Source organism: Desulfobacterales bacterium (assembly GCA_030066985.1).
Taxonomy (GTDB): domain Bacteria; phylum Desulfobacterota; class Desulfobacteria; order Desulfobacterales; family JAHEIW01; genus JAHEIW01.
Genome location: JASJAN010000005.1, coordinates 140,888 through 156,290 on the forward strand (window position 1 = coordinate 140,888; position 15,403 = coordinate 156,290).

16 protein-coding genes are annotated in these 15,403 nt (G+C 46.5%); 8 read left to right on the forward strand and 8 right to left on the reverse strand.

Annotated elements, in window-relative coordinates:
- Positions 1-222 precede the first annotated feature (222 nt).
- A complete protein-coding gene (locus QNJ26_04535) occupies positions 223-3,141 on the forward strand; it encodes a PAS domain S-box protein (GenBank protein MDJ0984788.1) in 2,919 nt (972 codons plus the stop codon).
- 89 nt (positions 3,142-3,230) lie between these two features.
- Here QNJ26_04535 and QNJ26_04540 read toward each other — a convergent pair whose 3' ends face one another.
- The gene (locus QNJ26_04540; GenBank protein MDJ0984789.1) at positions 3,231-4,046 is read right to left on the reverse strand and encodes an OmpA family protein; all 816 of its coding nucleotides are present in this window, start codon (positions 4,044-4,046) and stop codon (positions 3,231-3,233) included.
- A 252-nt stretch (positions 4,047-4,298) separates the two neighbouring features.
- Here QNJ26_04540 and QNJ26_04545 point away from each other — a divergent pair, with 252 nt between their 5' ends.
- From QNJ26_04545 to QNJ26_04570, 6 genes are all read left to right on the forward strand, one after another.
- A complete protein-coding gene (locus tag QNJ26_04545) occupies positions 4,299-4,733 on the forward strand; it encodes a PAS domain-containing protein (protein MDJ0984790.1) in 435 nt (144 codons plus the stop codon).
- Between the two features lie 20 nt (positions 4,734-4,753).
- On the forward strand, positions 4,754-5,281 hold the full coding sequence (locus QNJ26_04550; protein ID MDJ0984791.1) for a lipocalin family protein: 528 nt from the start codon (positions 4,754-4,756) through the stop codon (positions 5,279-5,281).
- Between the two features lie 94 nt (positions 5,282-5,375).
- On the forward strand, positions 5,376-5,951 hold the full coding sequence (locus QNJ26_04555) for a chalcone isomerase family protein (protein ID MDJ0984792.1): 576 nt from the start codon (positions 5,376-5,378) through the stop codon (positions 5,949-5,951).
- On the forward strand, positions 5,951-7,354 hold the full coding sequence (locus QNJ26_04560) for an MFS transporter (protein MDJ0984793.1): 1,404 nt from the start codon (positions 5,951-5,953) through the stop codon (positions 7,352-7,354). Before QNJ26_04555 ends, QNJ26_04560 begins: the two co-directional genes overlap by 1 nt.
- Before the next feature lie 27 nt (positions 7,355-7,381).
- Positions 7,382-8,176: a DUF1295 domain-containing protein gene (locus QNJ26_04565; protein ID MDJ0984794.1), complete on the forward strand. Its 795-nt coding sequence runs from the start codon at positions 7,382-7,384 to the stop codon at positions 8,174-8,176.
- Positions 8,173-9,219 (forward strand): cyclopropane-fatty-acyl-phospholipid synthase family protein, encoded by a 1,047-nt coding sequence (locus QNJ26_04570; GenBank protein ID MDJ0984795.1) that lies wholly within the window; start codon positions 8,173-8,175, stop codon positions 9,217-9,219. The genes QNJ26_04565 and QNJ26_04570 overlap by 4 nt, the downstream gene beginning before the upstream one ends.
- 9 nt (positions 9,220-9,228) lie before the next feature.
- Here the strand turns inward: QNJ26_04570 and QNJ26_04575 are convergent, their stop codons facing one another.
- The 5 genes from QNJ26_04575 to QNJ26_04595 all read right to left on the reverse strand — a co-directional run bounded on the left by QNJ26_04575 (position 9,229) and on the right by QNJ26_04595 (position 13,421).
- Positions 9,229-9,660 (reverse strand): DUF2062 domain-containing protein, encoded by a 432-nt coding sequence (locus QNJ26_04575; protein MDJ0984796.1) that lies wholly within the window; start codon positions 9,658-9,660, stop codon positions 9,229-9,231.
- An 85-nt stretch (positions 9,661-9,745) separates the two neighbouring features.
- On the reverse strand, positions 9,746-10,822 hold the full coding sequence (locus QNJ26_04580; protein ID MDJ0984797.1) for a site-2 protease family protein: 1,077 nt from the start codon (positions 10,820-10,822) through the stop codon (positions 9,746-9,748).
- 12 nt (positions 10,823-10,834) lie between these two features.
- Positions 10,835-11,854: an RNA polymerase factor sigma-32 gene (locus QNJ26_04585; GenBank protein ID MDJ0984798.1), complete on the reverse strand. Its 1,020-nt coding sequence runs from the start codon at positions 11,852-11,854 to the stop codon at positions 10,835-10,837.
- A 146-nt stretch (positions 11,855-12,000) separates the two neighbouring features.
- Positions 12,001-12,312, reverse strand: a complete 312-nt coding sequence (locus tag QNJ26_04590) for an EF-hand domain-containing protein (protein MDJ0984799.1) — start codon at positions 12,310-12,312, stop codon at positions 12,001-12,003.
- A 128-nt stretch (positions 12,313-12,440) separates the two neighbouring features.
- A complete protein-coding gene (locus QNJ26_04595; GenBank protein MDJ0984800.1) occupies positions 12,441-13,421 on the reverse strand; it encodes a universal stress protein in 981 nt (326 codons plus the stop codon).
- A gap of 370 nt (positions 13,422-13,791) precedes the next feature.
- Here QNJ26_04595 and QNJ26_04600 point away from each other — a divergent pair, with 370 nt between their 5' ends.
- Positions 13,792-14,664, forward strand: a complete 873-nt coding sequence (locus tag QNJ26_04600; protein MDJ0984801.1) for an alpha/beta fold hydrolase — start codon at positions 13,792-13,794, stop codon at positions 14,662-14,664.
- 16 nt (positions 14,665-14,680) lie between these two features.
- Here QNJ26_04600 and QNJ26_04605 read toward each other — a convergent pair whose 3' ends face one another.
- On the reverse strand, positions 14,681-15,061 hold the full coding sequence (locus QNJ26_04605) for a DUF3253 domain-containing protein (GenBank protein MDJ0984802.1): 381 nt from the start codon (positions 15,059-15,061) through the stop codon (positions 14,681-14,683).
- Between the two features lie 3 nt (positions 15,062-15,064).
- A partial coding sequence (locus QNJ26_04610; protein ID MDJ0984803.1) for a hypothetical protein occupies positions 15,065-15,403 on the reverse strand: 339 nt, incomplete at its 5' end.

Here is a 15,403-nt window from a genome sequence, read left to right on the forward strand (position 1 = left end):
CCCTCCAGGGCAATAATGGTTATATTGCGCAAAGTTGTATTGCATTATCGGATAAGAAGTCAAAAGAAATCAGATATGATCATGCGGTCATGAGGACAGCTGCAGCAATTACTTGGTATGACCATTCAGGTGAAGAACCATTAGAGCCGCCAATGGGTTAAGCTTCTGTGATCTTATCTTTTTTTTGACAATTTAAGTCATTTTATTTTATGCTTAAGAGTTATGTTGAAAATTAATCACAATAAACGCTTTTCCACGTATTTGATGACGGCATTTGTTATCCTGGTCAGCGTTTCCGTTGTGATTATTTTGGGAACCTTATACCGCTATTTTGGCAAGAAAGTAGAGGCTGAATTTTACGAGAAGTTAAGGGCGCAAAGGGGCCAAGTTGAAATTATTTTAAACAACCGCATGGCCAGCGTTAAAAGTATGCTAAACGAGCTGCGATCCGACAACATCATTCGGGTCACAGTCATGCTCGACGACACCTCAAAGCTTGAGGATCGTATCACCCAGTCTTACCCACCGGCTAACGGGGTGTACCATTTTGTAAAAAAGGTCGGTGAAAAGCAGATCGTGCCGTCAACATATTCAGCGTTGCCTGAGCGCATCGTTAAATTTGCCATGACAAAATATCCCATGGGTGAAATCGTGCAGAATCGGGGAAAAAAACGTCTATTATGGATGTTTTCGGCTCCGGTTATGCATGAAACCGGTCGCATGGGTACGGCCTATGCGCTGTATGACATGATTCAAGACCAAAAACTCATCGAAATGATTGAGCAAACTGGCGGAATTAGCCTGGCAGTGATCCAGTCCGATCAAGCTTTTAACCTGATATCCCATCAAGCCGTATATGTTGATGACCAACTCCGCAAGAAAATAGCCGGCCATACGGGATTCTACCCTTTTGGCCAAAATCTGGTTCTTTCGAAAATCAGTGGATTTAATCATATATATTTTCAGTCTTCACTGGAAAGCCTTATTCAAGAAAAAAGCAAAGTCACCCTGTGGATGAGCGTGTTTGCTGTTGTCGTTCTGGCGGTTTCAACTTTGATGGCTGTATTTTTAGCCCGCAAAATGGTAGCGCCCTTGCGCAAAATGACTGCCAAGGCCATCCAGATCTCAGAAGGTCAGAAAGATCTTCTTTTTGATACGAATCGAAAAGACTATTGGGAATTCAATCAGTTGTCGGAAGCCTTCAATTTTATGCTCGCAAACATAAAGGACGCTGAAGAGCAAACGCGTTACAAAGAGCTTCTGGAAAAAGTGGATGACGCAGTTTACATCACGGATTTGGCAGGCAATATATTGGAAGCAAATGAAGCCGCCTATTCTCAGCTGGGTTATACGCTCGAAGAGTTTTTCAAGCTTAACTTAAACCAAATTATCCCCGAAAATGATGTCAATTTAATTCTATATGAGCTAGTCGAAAAGGCTCAGGAACAATCGCTGCCTAAATTAAACCTTGAAACCGAGCATTTCACCAATAATCAAGCGTGTATTCCGGTCGAAATACACTCACGCGCTATTACCTACCGGGGCAAAAAAGTCATTCTAAATGTCGCCCGAGATGTCAGCAAGCGCACCGAGGCCCAAAAAGCGCTGCGTGAAAGTGAAGAGCGTTATCGCTCTGTGGTTGAGAATTCAAGAGATGGAATTGTTATCCTCGGCAAAAACCTGAATATTCTGTTTGCCAATGAGGTTTTCAGTGAGATTATCGGATGCCCCCGGGCAGAGATTGAAGGACAGTCGCTGAAAACCTACTTAGAACCAACCGAACACACCGATATCGAAACCTATTTTCAAAAGATACAAAAAGGACTGACAGTTAATTCGGGGCCGGTCTGCAAAATCATGCGCAACAATGGAGAGGAACGATCGGTTAAAATAACAGCCAACCGTTTTCAGGACTCGTCTGAAAAGGAAAAAGTAGTCAGCCAGGTATCGGATATCACCGACCAACTCCAGGCTGAAAAGGAAAAGCAACATCTCGAAGCTCAACTGATGCATGCCCAGAAGATGGAGGCGATTGGCACCCTGGCAGGCGGCATTGCCCACGATTTCAATAATATTCTGATGGGCATCCAGGGGTATTTATCATTGATGCGCCTGGGCAACGAAGCGGACAGTTTTGAGGACCACCCGGACACCAAATATATCCAGGGAATAGAGGAAAATGTTATGAGCGCGGCAAACCTGACCGATCAACTGCTGGGGTTTGCCCGCAAAGGGAAATACACACTGCGGCCGACCTGTCTCAATGAAATCGTGGAAAAAAGCACCCGCATGTTCATGCGCACCAAAAAAGAAATTACCTTGCATAAACGATGCAATCAGGAAATCTGGAATGTAGAGGTGGATCAGGGGCAAATTGAACAGGTTCTCATCAATTTGTATTTAAATGCCTGGCATGCGATGCCCGACGGAGGAGACCTTTATATCCAGACCGAAAATGTGGTTCTGAGCGATGCTTATTGCGAGCCATTTGAAGTCAAAGGCGGCAATTATGTCAAGCTTTCTGTGACCGACAGCGGTATCGGAATGGATAAAGAAACCATCGAACGAATTTTCGAGCCCTTTTTTACAACCAAAGAAATCGGCAAGGGAACGGGTTTAGGGCTGGCTTCCGCGTACGGCATTGTCAAAAACCACCACGGTATTATCCGCGTTTACAGCGAACAGGGTTATGGCACCACTTTTGTGATCTATCTCCCGTCTTCACAAGTTGTAGAAGCAGATGATTCGCAAACAGATTTTACCCTGGTAAAAGGCAGTGAGTGTATTCTGCTGGTAGACGATGAAGAAGGGCCGATAGAAGTTGAAAAATTAATGCTTAAAGAATTGGGATACTCCGTTATTACAGCCGAAAACGGCATGGAAGCCATCGACATTTATGCTGAAAATTCGGATAAAGTGGATCTGGTTGCGCTGGATATGATTATGCCGGAGATGAGCGGCAAAGCGACTTATGAGGAGTTGAAAAAAATCAACCCGGCTGTCAGGGTTTTACTGGTGAGCGGTTACAGTACCAACAAACAAACCGAAGAATTATTCGAGATGGGGTGCAGCGGATTTATCCAAAAGCCCTTCGACATTATCGAACTGTCACAGAAACTCAGACAGGTACTGGATAACTAAACACCATTAATCGTCTTGATGCACAGCGCCGGTAAGCATGGCGATACGAGATTGGCGCAGGTGGGTTAAACGACCATCCATTACTGATATCATGGGCCACCATTTGACGGGCTCAGAATGATTTCAATCCGGCGGTTTTGGTGCCGCCCACCAAAGGTTTTGTTAGAAGCCACCGGTTTATAGTAACTGTACCCCCGAGCTGACAGCCTCTGCGGTTGCAGCTGCCCCTCCTCCTGAAGAAATCGTGCCACCGCTGCAGCCCGCGCAACCGATAGCTCCCAGTTGCTGGGAAATCTCACCTTTAAGGAAGGCCCCAGAGGCATGTTATCCGTATGGCCTTCAACCAGGACATATTGATCATCTTGCTGCCGGATGGATTCAGCAAACGCCAGCAACAAGGCTTTGCCTTTTGCATTAATCTCAACACTGCCTGAATCGAACAGAATCCTATCAATGAAGATGACCTTGAGCGTATCCTCCAGCTCAACAAGCTCTATTTGCTGGGCGGCGATCTCATCCTTTAAACTCGTGGCGATGGTCTTTTTGGTGTCATCTAACAACCCGATAACCTTATTTTGCAGTTTGATTACCGATTTCTTTTTCGCCAGATCGCTGTTCAAGCGCTCGACATTTTGGTTAAGCTTTAAATTAATCTTTTGCAGCGAGGCGTTGGTGACTTTCAGGTCCGCCAGATTTTGATTGCATTTGGCTTCCGCCTGCTGTAAGCGCTTTAATTCTGAATCCTGGCTTTTTATGCGCTGATCAGCCTCATAGAGTTGTAGCTGAAAATGCTTGAGCTCGTCTTGCAAAAGTGCGTTTTGACTCTGCAGTTTTTGGTCGGCGACACATGCCTGCAGCCCAAACACCATCAAGAATAAGACCCCGATCGAGAACCGACTTCCCATACCCATCATTCCTGTAAGCCGTGTAGTAGATAAGTTGTTGATTCGTTATTATATTTTTATATCAAAAATCTATGGGTTTTCATAATCTTATTTTCACTTTTTTTAAATTTACGCCCGATAAGTCTATAATGACCAGTAAAGCGGGCAGGAATTACCGTTTTTTTCTTGATGTTTGACAGCAGATGCTTAAATTGCACTCATAATAATCATAAACGGACATTGAACCCCATATGTGAAAGGAACAGTATTCAAATGAAGGTCAAAAAATATGTCTTCGATGCGTTTGAACATGATGAGAATTTCAAATTTATCATGAAGCGTCTGCTAGAAGCATCGATGGAGGAGTCGTTTAATTCGATTGTGATCACCGAAGCCGGCAAGGGCTATCCGATTGTATATGTGAACGCCGCATTTTGCGAACTGACCGGTTATGGGCCCCATGAGGTCATGGGTAAATCGCCATCGATGCTGCAGGGCCCGAATACGGATAAAAAGGTAATAGAACAGCTGAATGCCGACATCAAGGCCGGCAATCTGTTCCATGGCAAAGCCATTAATTACCGCCGCGATGGTTCCGAATTTATGATGGAATGGAAAATCGTTCCGATTCGGGATGATAAGGATCAGATTACGCACTATTTGGCCATTCAGCGAGATGTAACCGATCAGTCGAATGCGTCTAACTAAAGCGGGACAAACCGATGGCAATGCCAAATCCAAAAATTTCAATGGTGTTAATGATTGTTTCCGTGATCGCAGCCTGTACCAGTGGGCCGCCAATTCATACGGTGGAGTCGGTCGATATTGAGCGGTTCATGGGGGACTGGTACGTCATTGCCAGCATCCCGACCGCCATTGAAAAACAGGCGTATAATGCCCTTGAATCCTATCGTCTCGCTGAAGATGGCACGATTGAAACGACGTTTTCTTTCAACAAGGGAGCACTAGATGGTCCGCTCAAGGTCTACCGTCCACGGGGATTCATCCGGGATAAGCAATCCAATGCCGTCTGGGGTATGCAGTTTTTTTGGCCGTTTAAAGCCGAGTACCGCATCATCTATTTAGCCGAGGATTATTCTCAAACGGTCATCGGCCGCACCAAAAGAGATTATGTCTGGATTATGGCCCGCAAACCAACAATGCCCGAAGATGATTATAATCGCATCTTAGATTTTCTCACAGCGCAGGGCTACGACCTCAGCAAGCTGCGCAAAGTCCCGCATAAATCAAATTAAATGCATTGACCCTTAATCAAATTTAGCTTGGCGCGATGTGCCGCCAAAATACACCTTAATTCTAACTGTTTGAAGCTTACAAAGGACCCATTCAATGATCCGCAAACGATTGATACCTGTTATGTTACTGGTTTTATCGGTCTTGACGTTTTTTAGCCAACCGCAAACTCAAGCCGCAGAGGTCGAGGGGATTCAATTTGATGATCGCTTTACCGTGGAGGACACTTCTCTTGAACTCAGGGGTAGCGGACTGCTAAGGGTGATGGTATTTGCCAAAGTGTACGTCGCCGCTTTATATCTGCCGCCAGATCATCCTTCTAAGTTAGCGCTCGCAGATGTGCCCAAGCGATTGGAAGTCGAATATCTTCGATCGATTGCCGGTGAGGACTTTGGCCCGGCGACCAATAAGAAAATATCAGAAAACGTCGATCCCCAGACCTATGAACGGCTGCAACCCCGTCTAACATACCACAACTCACTGTATCAGGATGTTCAGCCAGGTGATCGTTATGCCTTGACCTATATACCCGGCAAGGGCACTGAGCTAACGTTGAACGGCGTACCCAGGGGTACAGTTGATGGCGCTGATTTCGCAGCTGCCCTGTTCTCAATTTGGTTGGGCCCCAGGCCCATCAGCGAATCCCTGAAAAAAGAACTCCTGGATCTATAGTGAAAAAACGACATCCCGAACATATTGCATTGCGACAAAAACTGGCGTATTCGGCCCCGGCCTTTGCTTTAGCAGTGGTGGGTATACCGGTATATGTCTATATTCCCAAATTTTATACCGATGTTGTTGGTATCCATATAGCGGCCTTGGGCACCATCTTGTTCAGTGTGCGCATATTCGATGCAGTTACCGATCCTGCCATCGGCTATCTATCGGATCGGACCCAAACCCGATTTGGCAGACGCCGACCCTATATTGCCATCGGCGCACTATGGGTGGTGTTGAGCATGGTTCTGTTGTTTAACCCTCCGCAGGCGTCTGCAATTTTTGAAACATGGTGGTTTGGCATCTGTATTTATACCTTGTTTTTATTTTGGACGGCTGTCACTGTTCCATATGAAGCGTTGGGGCCGGAAATCACTTTTGACTATCACGAGCGCACGTCACTATTTGGAATGCGCGATGGATTTCTGATTGCCGGCACCCTGATGGCCGCCAGCTCACCGGCGCTGGTGCAATGGATCTTTGGGCTGACAACAGACGCAGACGGTGAACGCGCCAAATTTTTCTGGATTGCGGTTTTGTATGCACCGCTGTTGATCGGCTCATGCTGGTGGTGTGTTACAGCCATCAAAGAAAAACCGTCCACCACCGTGGTAAAGCCAAGCGGCATTTGGTCGGGTTTGCGCACCGTGGCTCGCAACCGGCCGTTTATCATTTTGATTGTATCGTATACCATTGCGGCCATTGGCAGCAATTTGCCGGCAACGTTGATTTTGTATTACGTCGAATATGTGCTGCAGTCACAGCTGGCCGATGCTTTCCTGCTACTGTATTTTGTGACCGGTATTCTGTTTTTACCCGGATGGATCTTGCTGTCGCGTCGCATCGGCAAAAAAGCGGCCTGGCTGACCTCTATGGCTATCAATACCGGTGCGTTTATCGGTGTCTTTTTTCTGGGCCCTGGTGATGCGCATATTTACGGGATACTCGTTTTTGCATCCGGCATCGGTTTTGGCGCCACTCTAGCGCTGCCCTCTGCTATCCAGGCGGATGTGATCGACTATGACGAGCTGCTTTGCGGCCAAAGACGGGAGGGGCAATACATCGGCTTGTGGTCGATTGCCAAAAAATTTGCGGCCGCTGTCGGTGTGGGCGCGGGATTATCAATTCTCGGATGGGCGGGCTATACACCCAATATCGACCAGACCGAACAAGTACAGCTGACGCTGCGCACTTTGTATGCGCTGGTACCTTCGGTGTGCAATATGGTGGCCTTTATCATCGTGCTGGCATATCCGATCAGCAGTCAGGCGCACAAACAAATTCGCGCTGCGATTGCTGAGCGCAAGGCCGGTCGATCGGTCGCCGATCCGCTACAACCGGATCGAATGATTGCATGACATCGACCTCTAAGAGGGAGTCATCGTATGGATCAATTGATAACGGTCCTGTGCTGGAATCTAGCGGCTGTGACCGGTATGATGTTTGTCGGCTGGCTGCTGAGCCTGGTCTACAAAAATGTGACCGTGGTCGACAGTCTCTGGGGCCTGGGATTTGTCCTGATTGCCTGGATTAGCTTTGGTCTTACTGAGGGGTACGTGGGGCGCAAGATCCTAATTGGGGTCATCACCACTGCCTGGGGATTGCGGTTGAGCGTCCATCTGACCTGGCGCAATTGGGGCAAGGGAGAGGATCCCCGCTACGGCAGCTGGCGCCAGGCCAGTGGAGAGCGCTTTTGGATCATCAGTCTGTTTAAGGTGTTTTTGCTGCAGGCCCTATTTTTATGTGTCATTGCGCTGGCCGTCCAGTACGGCCAGATACCGGCTCAGCCGGCGCATTTTACCGGGTTTGATATTGCGGGACTCATCATTTGGCTGATCGGGTTTGGTTTTGAGTCTGTCAGTGACTGGCAATTGGCACGCTTTAAAACCGATGTCGCCAACAAAGGCAAGGTCATGGATCGCGGGTTGTGGGCCTATTCGCGGCACCCCAATTACTTTGGGGAATGCTTAATCTGGTGGGGAATATTTTTCATTGCTTTATCGACCCCCAACAGCGGATGGACGATCATCAGCCCGCTGGTCATCACCGCAGTTTTGCTGAAGATGACCGGTATCCCCCTGATGGAAAAAACGATTGTGGACACCCGGCCGGCCTATCGCGATTACATCCGACGCACCCCAGCGTTTATCCCCTGGTTTCCCAAAAAGGATAATCTATGAGCATATGGGTAGATATGGCTGAGCGTGGATGGCTGCCGGATGCTGTTATTCGTTTAGGCATTCGAATGCTCGACAAAAAGCGTCTGCAAATGGAAGACAAAGGCAATGTCGAAGCCCAGCAGGCTGCCCTGTTTCAGGTTATTGCCGATATGCGGCGCAGCCCCATCGCTGTTCAAATTGAAAAACCAAAAGAACAACACTATGAAGTCCCACCGGTCTTCTTTCAACTGGTGCTCGGTCGGCATTTAAAATACAGCAGTTGTTTCTGGGATGCGAATACGCAAACGCTGGATGAAGCTGAAGCGCGCATGCTGGCCATCACTGCCGAACGTGCACAGTTGGCCAACGGGATGCGCATTCTGGAACTGGGTTGCGGCTGGGGATCACTTTCATTGTGGATGGCTGAACACTATCCCGCCAGCCAGATAGTCACGGTTTCGAATTCCCAACCGCAGACGAAATTTATCCGCGCTTTATGCCGGCAAAGGGGACTGGGCAATTTAGAGGTTATCTGCGCTGATATGAATAATTTTGATACGGATTTAAGATTCGATCGTGTGGTTTCGGTGGAAATGTTTGAGCACATGCGCAACTGGCCCAAACTTCTTGGACGCATTAGCACCTGGTTGCGTCCGGAGGGCAAATGTTTCATCCATATTTTTACCCATCGTCAATTTGTCTACACCTTTGAGGAAAACAGGAATAGCTGGATGGGAGAACATTTTTTTACCGCTGGTATGATGGCCTCAGACGATTTGCTGCTGTATTTACAGGATCATCTGGCAGTGGAAGCCCATTGGCGGGTTAACGGCAAGCATTACCAAAAAACTGCCGAGGCATGGCTGGCCAATATGGATGAGCGCCGGGAAAAAATTCTACCCATAATAAAAAAGACCTACGGGAATGAAAAAGCGAAGCGCTGGTTGCAGCGTTGGCGCATATTTTTCATGGCCTGCGCCGAATTGTGGGGTTTTCGAAACGGGCAGGAATGGATTGTTTCTCATTATCTTCTGAAAAATAGAAGCAGCGGTACAAGCAACTAATTCATAATTTCAAAACTGCTGTTGTCTGCGCAAAGAAGAAAAAGATACGATCAATGGTTTAAGTGTCAAATAAAGTATTACGATGATAATTGGGCAGATGACCGTCCATGTGATGACGGCATAAAGCGTCAGATCCCAAAGACCGGCCATGCTGCCCCAAAAGTCGTTTTTCATCAGATTTATCAGGTTTTCACCCGGTGCTAGCCATCTATCCGGTTTGAACATCCAGCTGCCGATGCTGTAAAACGGCGCCAGCAATGCAAGCTGAACCGGGTAAACCAGATAGTTAACCAATTGTATGGCGGGTAGGTTCAACCGAAAAACAAGAGCTGCTAGCGTGCACAGCAAAGTGCTGATTCCCAACACCGGAAATACACCCAGAGTAGCCCCAAGTGCTAAGCACAATGCAATCTTGTGAACGCTCATTCCCTCTTTTAACATTGAACGAATCATTTTAATGCTTTTCGATTTCAGCCGTCCAACCATTATATACCCTAACACTGTAAAATAGTCTCTCAGATAATAATTAATTAGATAATGCGGATTGTATGCGCATGTACTCACCAAGGTTATCCATTGTCAACAAGCCCACCAACCGATTGTTACGCGTCACCGGCAACGTATGGCAGTTGCAGTCGTTGAGTTTGGTGAATGCAGTTTCAAGCATGTCGTAGGAGTCAACCGTTACAAAATGCTTTTGCATCGCTTCAGACACCAGGGCATGCGGCCCGTGTTTTGATAGCGCAGCAATTAAATCAGATTGCGTTAGAACGCCAATCACATCACCTCTATCAGTCACAGGAAAATCCTTTTGCGTACCATTTATCGTTAACTCAACAGCACGCTCGAGTGTTTGATGTCGATCCAGTGATCTAAAATTGGTCAACATAGCATTGGTCACGGGAACTCCGCTAAAAGCAGATTTCATTTGCGTTATTTTTGTCTCTTGAGCAGCTCCAATCCACACGAATAAAGCAATAAACAGCAGAAGTGGGTTGAAAAAGAGGCCAAATATACCAAATAGAACAGCTATGCCCTGACCTAAAGTTGCAGCGTACTGTGTAGCTTTTGCATATGGCAATCGCATGGCAAGTACAGATCTTAAGACGCGACCGCCGTCCATTGGAAATGCCGGGATCATATTGAAAATGACTAAAAAGATATTAACCGCCATGATGCGCTCAGCAAACGAAGCGGACGCACCTGCCAATTGACTCAGAGGCGTGAAACCTTCTGTAAAGTACAAAAAAACGCCAAGTGCGGCAGCAATGACAATATTCACTGCAGGCCCTGCCAAAGCCACATAGAGCTCCTGTCGAGGCTCATCAGGCATCTTTTCAAGCCGCGCTACACCTCCTATCGGAAGCAGAATGATATCACGGGTTTGGATACCAAACTTTCTGGCTGTTAATGCATGCCCCAACTCATGTAAAACAACGCAGCCAAATATGACCAGGATGAAAAAAATGCCTGCTACAGCTGCGTTTACGGAGCCGCTTTGATTGTAATACACGAATGCAATCCATGCCAGTAACAAAAAAAATGTAAAATGAATGAAGACATCAATTCCAGCCAGCTTGCCAATTTTTATTGACCATCTCATTTTTCAGACCTTTCATCGAAGTAATAAATTTTCAACGCCAGCATCGCTGTTACTGTATGCAGCATAATCAGGAAGCGATTGTTTGAACGAATCTTTAAGTTTGGCAATGATGCCTTTTTGAATTTGGCGAACGCGCTCTCTTGAGATGCCAAATTGTTTTCCTATTTCTGAAAGCGTTTTGGGATCCTCTGCAAAAATTCGTTGGTTGAAAATATGCAGCTCACGCGGATCCATCTGTTTTCTGAATTTGGCAATGTGTTTCTTCAGAATGATCTGCATCTCTTTCTGTGACATTTTGTCCTCCATTGAATCTGAGGGCGTTTTCAGAAATTCGATGCGCGCTGTATCCGTGTCATCTGTCAATGGTGCATCTAATGAAACATCCCAGCCATTGATCCGCTGTTCCATTTCAACGACGTCCTTCTTAGGAACACCCAGCCTTTGTGAAATCAAGTCGGCACTTGGCTCATAGCCGTCATCTTCCAATTTTTGTTTTTCGCTTTTAAGTTTAAAAAATAACTTACGCTGTGCCTGTGTAGTTCCGATTTTAACCAGGCGCCAGTTATCCATAAGATGCTTTATAATATATGCCTTTATCCAAAACGCAGCGTAATAGGAAAATTTAACATTTTTTTCGGGTTTGAACTTCTCAACCGCCCTGATCAACCCTAAGTTTCCCTCTTGGATAAGATCCAGCAGATTTTGCATCCACAGATTGCTGTAGTCCATCGCAATCTTTACAACTAATCGAAGATTAGACGTCACCAATTGTTGAGCGGCGGATTTGTCTTCAGAACTGTGAAGTTTCCGAAAAAGGGCACGTTCCTCATCACGTGTTAAGAGCTTATATTTACTTATCCCCACAAGATATCGCTGAAAGGCATCTGTTGCCACGGATGTGCCCGAATTTTTAGGAGTGGACAGATGAGGTGGTGCCGACCCGTTTTTTTTGTCATTATGATGCAGCATACTATCGCTATATTGCTGATCATCGTCATTCGTTGAGTTTAATGAGGCGATTTTGTTATTCATGTTACCCTCCTTAAGTACAAGTCATGTCACGTTCTGCATTTCGCTGATTGAATGTCAATCTGGTATTAAAGCAAATTCTTCATTTTGCCCGTCTAAGTGCGGGCAAAATGATTAATTTGCAATGAATTACTTATTTTGGAAATTGGTTAACTTTGCTTGTCAGAACCGTAGCCTTTTCCAACGCCATGCATTTTAAGAAACTGATTCCATTCATTTTCGCTGATGGCGCCATCATTGTCTAAATCTATAGCATCAAAGCTCCAGCGAAGTTGCTCAGAATGGAAAGCGTCGTATTCGTCAAAAGACACCACTCCGTCTTCATTGCTATCCATCTCATTAAGGTTAGCCTTAAACATTGAGTGATCATGGTGTCCTGCCTGAACAGTCACAACAGAGCCAATAAATAATGCAATAGCTGAAAAAATGGCCATAGCAGGTATTATTAGGTAACTTTTCATTTTTTTCTCCTCTATTTGTAATTTTAAAGAATTGTTTAAGTTTTGTCTAAATTATGTAGAAGGTAAGCACCACCCATCAGCTGTCAATACACGCTTGCAAAATAATGACTTTTTTTTAGCTGGGGATGTTACAGGTCGCAAGCAGCTTCTGCCGGGGTAAGTGGATGTCCAGCAATTGGTTGGTAGCTGCTGGGTTTAACGGTTAGCAGGGATATATTTGAGTTGCACATAATCCGCTCAGCGGTATTTCCGACTATCAATCCATCAAGACCGGATCGCCCAACAGAGCCCATAATAACCAAATTGATTCGATAATCCTCTGCGATGCTGGCTATGTGCTTTTCAGGATCCCCCTGCCGCAGGTGAATGCGGTAGCGAAGCTGTTGCCGGCTGGTCTTCCTAAGGAAATCGACCAGGCATTTTCTCTGTTGATCCCGTGCTGCGATAAGCACACGACGCACCTGTTCATCATTTAAATGTTCATTTTTCCGCAATCGCTCACCCATTGGATGCCGCCAGCAGTTGAGAACATGAACCTTTTGACCCGCGTGAAGAGCAACATCGTTAACCAGTGTCATAATCTGTGTATTCAGGGCATTGCCAGTGACGCCAAATGCCCCTGAACAGAGCATTGGATCAACTGCTGCCAGCATTCTATTGGATCTAATTTCGGGATCGGGTCTGGAGATCAGAATCGGGGTAGTACATCTGCGCATCAGATGCATGGCTGTGCTGATTATTGCATGGTGAAGCAGCACATTTTTTTGTTTCGCGTCAAAGACGATAAGATCATGATGGTCGCGCTCGACTTCTCGTTCGACGGCCTCAGGAGGATCTCCCTGCAGAAATTTGGAATGTACACGGTGATTACGTAGTTGTAGTTTGGGATTTGCCTTACCACCCTGCTGCGCCTGAAGATCTGTTAACCACCCGTTCTGCAGAACTGGGTAACCCTTTAAGACGGCATTCGAGCGATCATGGTGCGGATCGACGATTTGAAGTATTTTAAGGTCAGAACCGCTGTTAGCTCCCAATGCAAGGGTTTGCCTCAATACGTCGATATTGGGCTTTGAAGCGGATACAATGACAATGTTTTTAAAAAGTGACATGAGCCTGTTTGACCCCTTTTTAGACATTTTGGTATTTATTGCACGCTTTACGAATAAATAATTGGCATGTTAATTTGATTGTCAATGTTTTGTCTATATTTTGTAAAGGAAAGTAGAAATTGCATTTCACCTGGCAGTGTCGACAGCAGCGATAACTGAACAATACGGCGTTTTCTGAAGCGCGATATACGAAAAAGACGACATATAGCTGAGCACACAACTTTTTAAGCAATGCGCTATGACAGGATTTCGGCAGTCGCATCAGCGGCTGCTTGATTTTGCTGAGGCGGTAGTTAGAATATATTAGCCTGTTTCATGTCACATTAATTGTTGGTAAATAAAGATGCTGTCAAATCGTTTCTTGAAAAAAATGGCGCTGTTCGCTCTGAGCTTGGGCGCTGTTTACATGCTTGCTTGCACCTATTTATGGGCGCGACAGGGTCATTTTATATTTACGCCCAGGCGCGAAATAAAAAAGACACCTGCAAATGTGCAGTTGGTGTATGAGGATGTTTATGTGGCCGTTAAAAGTGCTAACGGCCAAACGGAGCGGCTTCATGGTTGGTGGGTTCCGGGTCAAGATCCTACCGGAAAAGTGTTGCTCTATCTTCACGGCAGTGCCCTCAATATGGGGGCCAATGTTAACGCCTTGCGTCGTCTGCACAATTTAGGGTTTGCTGTCTTTATTGTTTCCTATCGCGGATACGGGTTAAGTGATGGTGAATTTCCATCAGAGGCGCTTTTGTATGCCGATGCCGAAGCATCCTGGAACTTTCTGGTGGTAAACAAGGGGATTAATCCAAAGAAAATATACATTTACGGTCATTCAATCGGAGGTGCAGTCGCCATTGACTTAGCCGTACGTTATCCGAGTGCGGCCGGGCTGATTGTAGAATCGACATTTACCTCGATTATTGATGTGGCGCGTCAAAAAACCAGATATCGCTTTTTTCCGTTGGATTTGATCGTTGATCAGCGTTTTGAATCGCTCACTAAAGTCCCTCGCCTGCGCATACCGACCCTATACATACATGGCACCGATGACCACTTGGTTCCGTTTGAAATGAGCCGCCTGCTGTATGAACACACGCCACATCCTAAATTTTTGACATTAATTCCGGGCGGAGGTCATAACAACAGTGCCACCGTCGGCGGCAATGCCTACTTGGTGGCCGTATCGGAATTCGTTGCAGCTACACGTCATTTGAATCCGCAGGAAAACCCTAAACAAACATCATCTTAGATGCAGCCGATATCCATCATCGCTTGATTTTCAATCGAATCGGGCCCTTAAACAGGGCCGGATCAACAGGCGCACCGGCCTGAAGAATATCAATTTTATCCCTATGCGCCAAGCGCCGAGCCGCCCGGCGCGTAGCTTCCAGCAATGGACGCCATTTATTCTCATCCATATCCCCCGCGTATTGCTGAGCCGCCTCACTAGGGCATATACTGGAAGATGCAGACCGAGAGTGCAGAAGCGTGATGATCGTTTTCTCAAGCGCCCTATCGATGTCGCTCAGGCCATTTTTTTGACAGCCACGTGAACAGTATTTGACCTGCCGCCAGGTACGGCGCCATTTTTTGCGCCACTGGATCTCACGTCCACAGACGACACATATTTTGCGAGTGGGTTTCATAATTTACCCGCCCTGAGGGATCTGCGGTATACCAGCATTTAAGCTGAGTATTTTCCCGGCCATTGCCATCCCACTCAATACAGCGCCTTCGATCCGGGACATCTGGCACCAATCGCCGCACGTGCCGATCTTTAATTGCGCATCCCACAAACAGCCAACGTTGAGCGGATTGGCCGCCGCAGCGCTCTCCCAAAAACAAGATCGCTGATAGATCGGGCCTATTGGCCTTTGGCCAATGCTTTTAAAAAATGCGTCGACTGCTAAAGATATTCGTTGTTCATTGTCTGTGTGGGCGTTGTCTTTGGACCACTGGGTGTCGGCATGCAGCGTCCAGCATTCGGT

Coding starts and splice junctions, on each gene's coding strand:
- QNJ26_04595 (MDJ0984800.1), bottom strand. CDS start 13,421: ATGTCACTTTTTAAAAACATTGTCATTGTATCCGCTTCAAAGCCCAAT.
- QNJ26_04550 (MDJ0984791.1), top strand. CDS start 4,754: ATGCCAAATCCAAAAATTTCAATGGTGTTAATGATTGTTTCCGTGATC.
- QNJ26_04580 (MDJ0984797.1), bottom strand. CDS start 10,822: ATGAGATGGTCAATAAAAATTGGCAAGCTGGCTGGAATTGATGTCTTC.
- QNJ26_04575 (MDJ0984796.1), bottom strand. CDS start 9,660: ATGTTAAAAGAGGGAATGAGCGTTCACAAGATTGCATTGTGCTTAGCA.
- QNJ26_04540 (MDJ0984789.1), bottom strand. CDS start 4,046: ATGGGAAGTCGGTTCTCGATCGGGGTCTTATTCTTGATGGTGTTTGGG.
- QNJ26_04555 (MDJ0984792.1), top strand. CDS start 5,376: ATGATCCGCAAACGATTGATACCTGTTATGTTACTGGTTTTATCGGTC.
- QNJ26_04585 (MDJ0984798.1), bottom strand. CDS start 11,854: ATGAATAACAAAATCGCCTCATTAAACTCAACGAATGACGATGATCAG.
- QNJ26_04590 (MDJ0984799.1), bottom strand. CDS start 12,312: ATGAAAAGTTACCTAATAATACCTGCTATGGCCATTTTTTCAGCTATT.
- QNJ26_04605 (MDJ0984802.1), bottom strand. CDS start 15,061: ATGAAACCCACTCGCAAAATATGTGTCGTCTGTGGACGTGAGATCCAG.
- QNJ26_04565 (MDJ0984794.1), top strand. CDS start 7,382: ATGGATCAATTGATAACGGTCCTGTGCTGGAATCTAGCGGCTGTGACC.
- QNJ26_04545 (MDJ0984790.1), top strand. CDS start 4,299: ATGAAGGTCAAAAAATATGTCTTCGATGCGTTTGAACATGATGAGAAT.
- QNJ26_04570 (MDJ0984795.1), top strand. CDS start 8,173: ATGAGCATATGGGTAGATATGGCTGAGCGTGGATGGCTGCCGGATGCT.
- QNJ26_04600 (MDJ0984801.1), top strand. CDS start 13,792: ATGGCGCTGTTCGCTCTGAGCTTGGGCGCTGTTTACATGCTTGCTTGC.
- QNJ26_04535 (MDJ0984788.1), top strand. CDS start 223: ATGTTGAAAATTAATCACAATAAACGCTTTTCCACGTATTTGATGACG.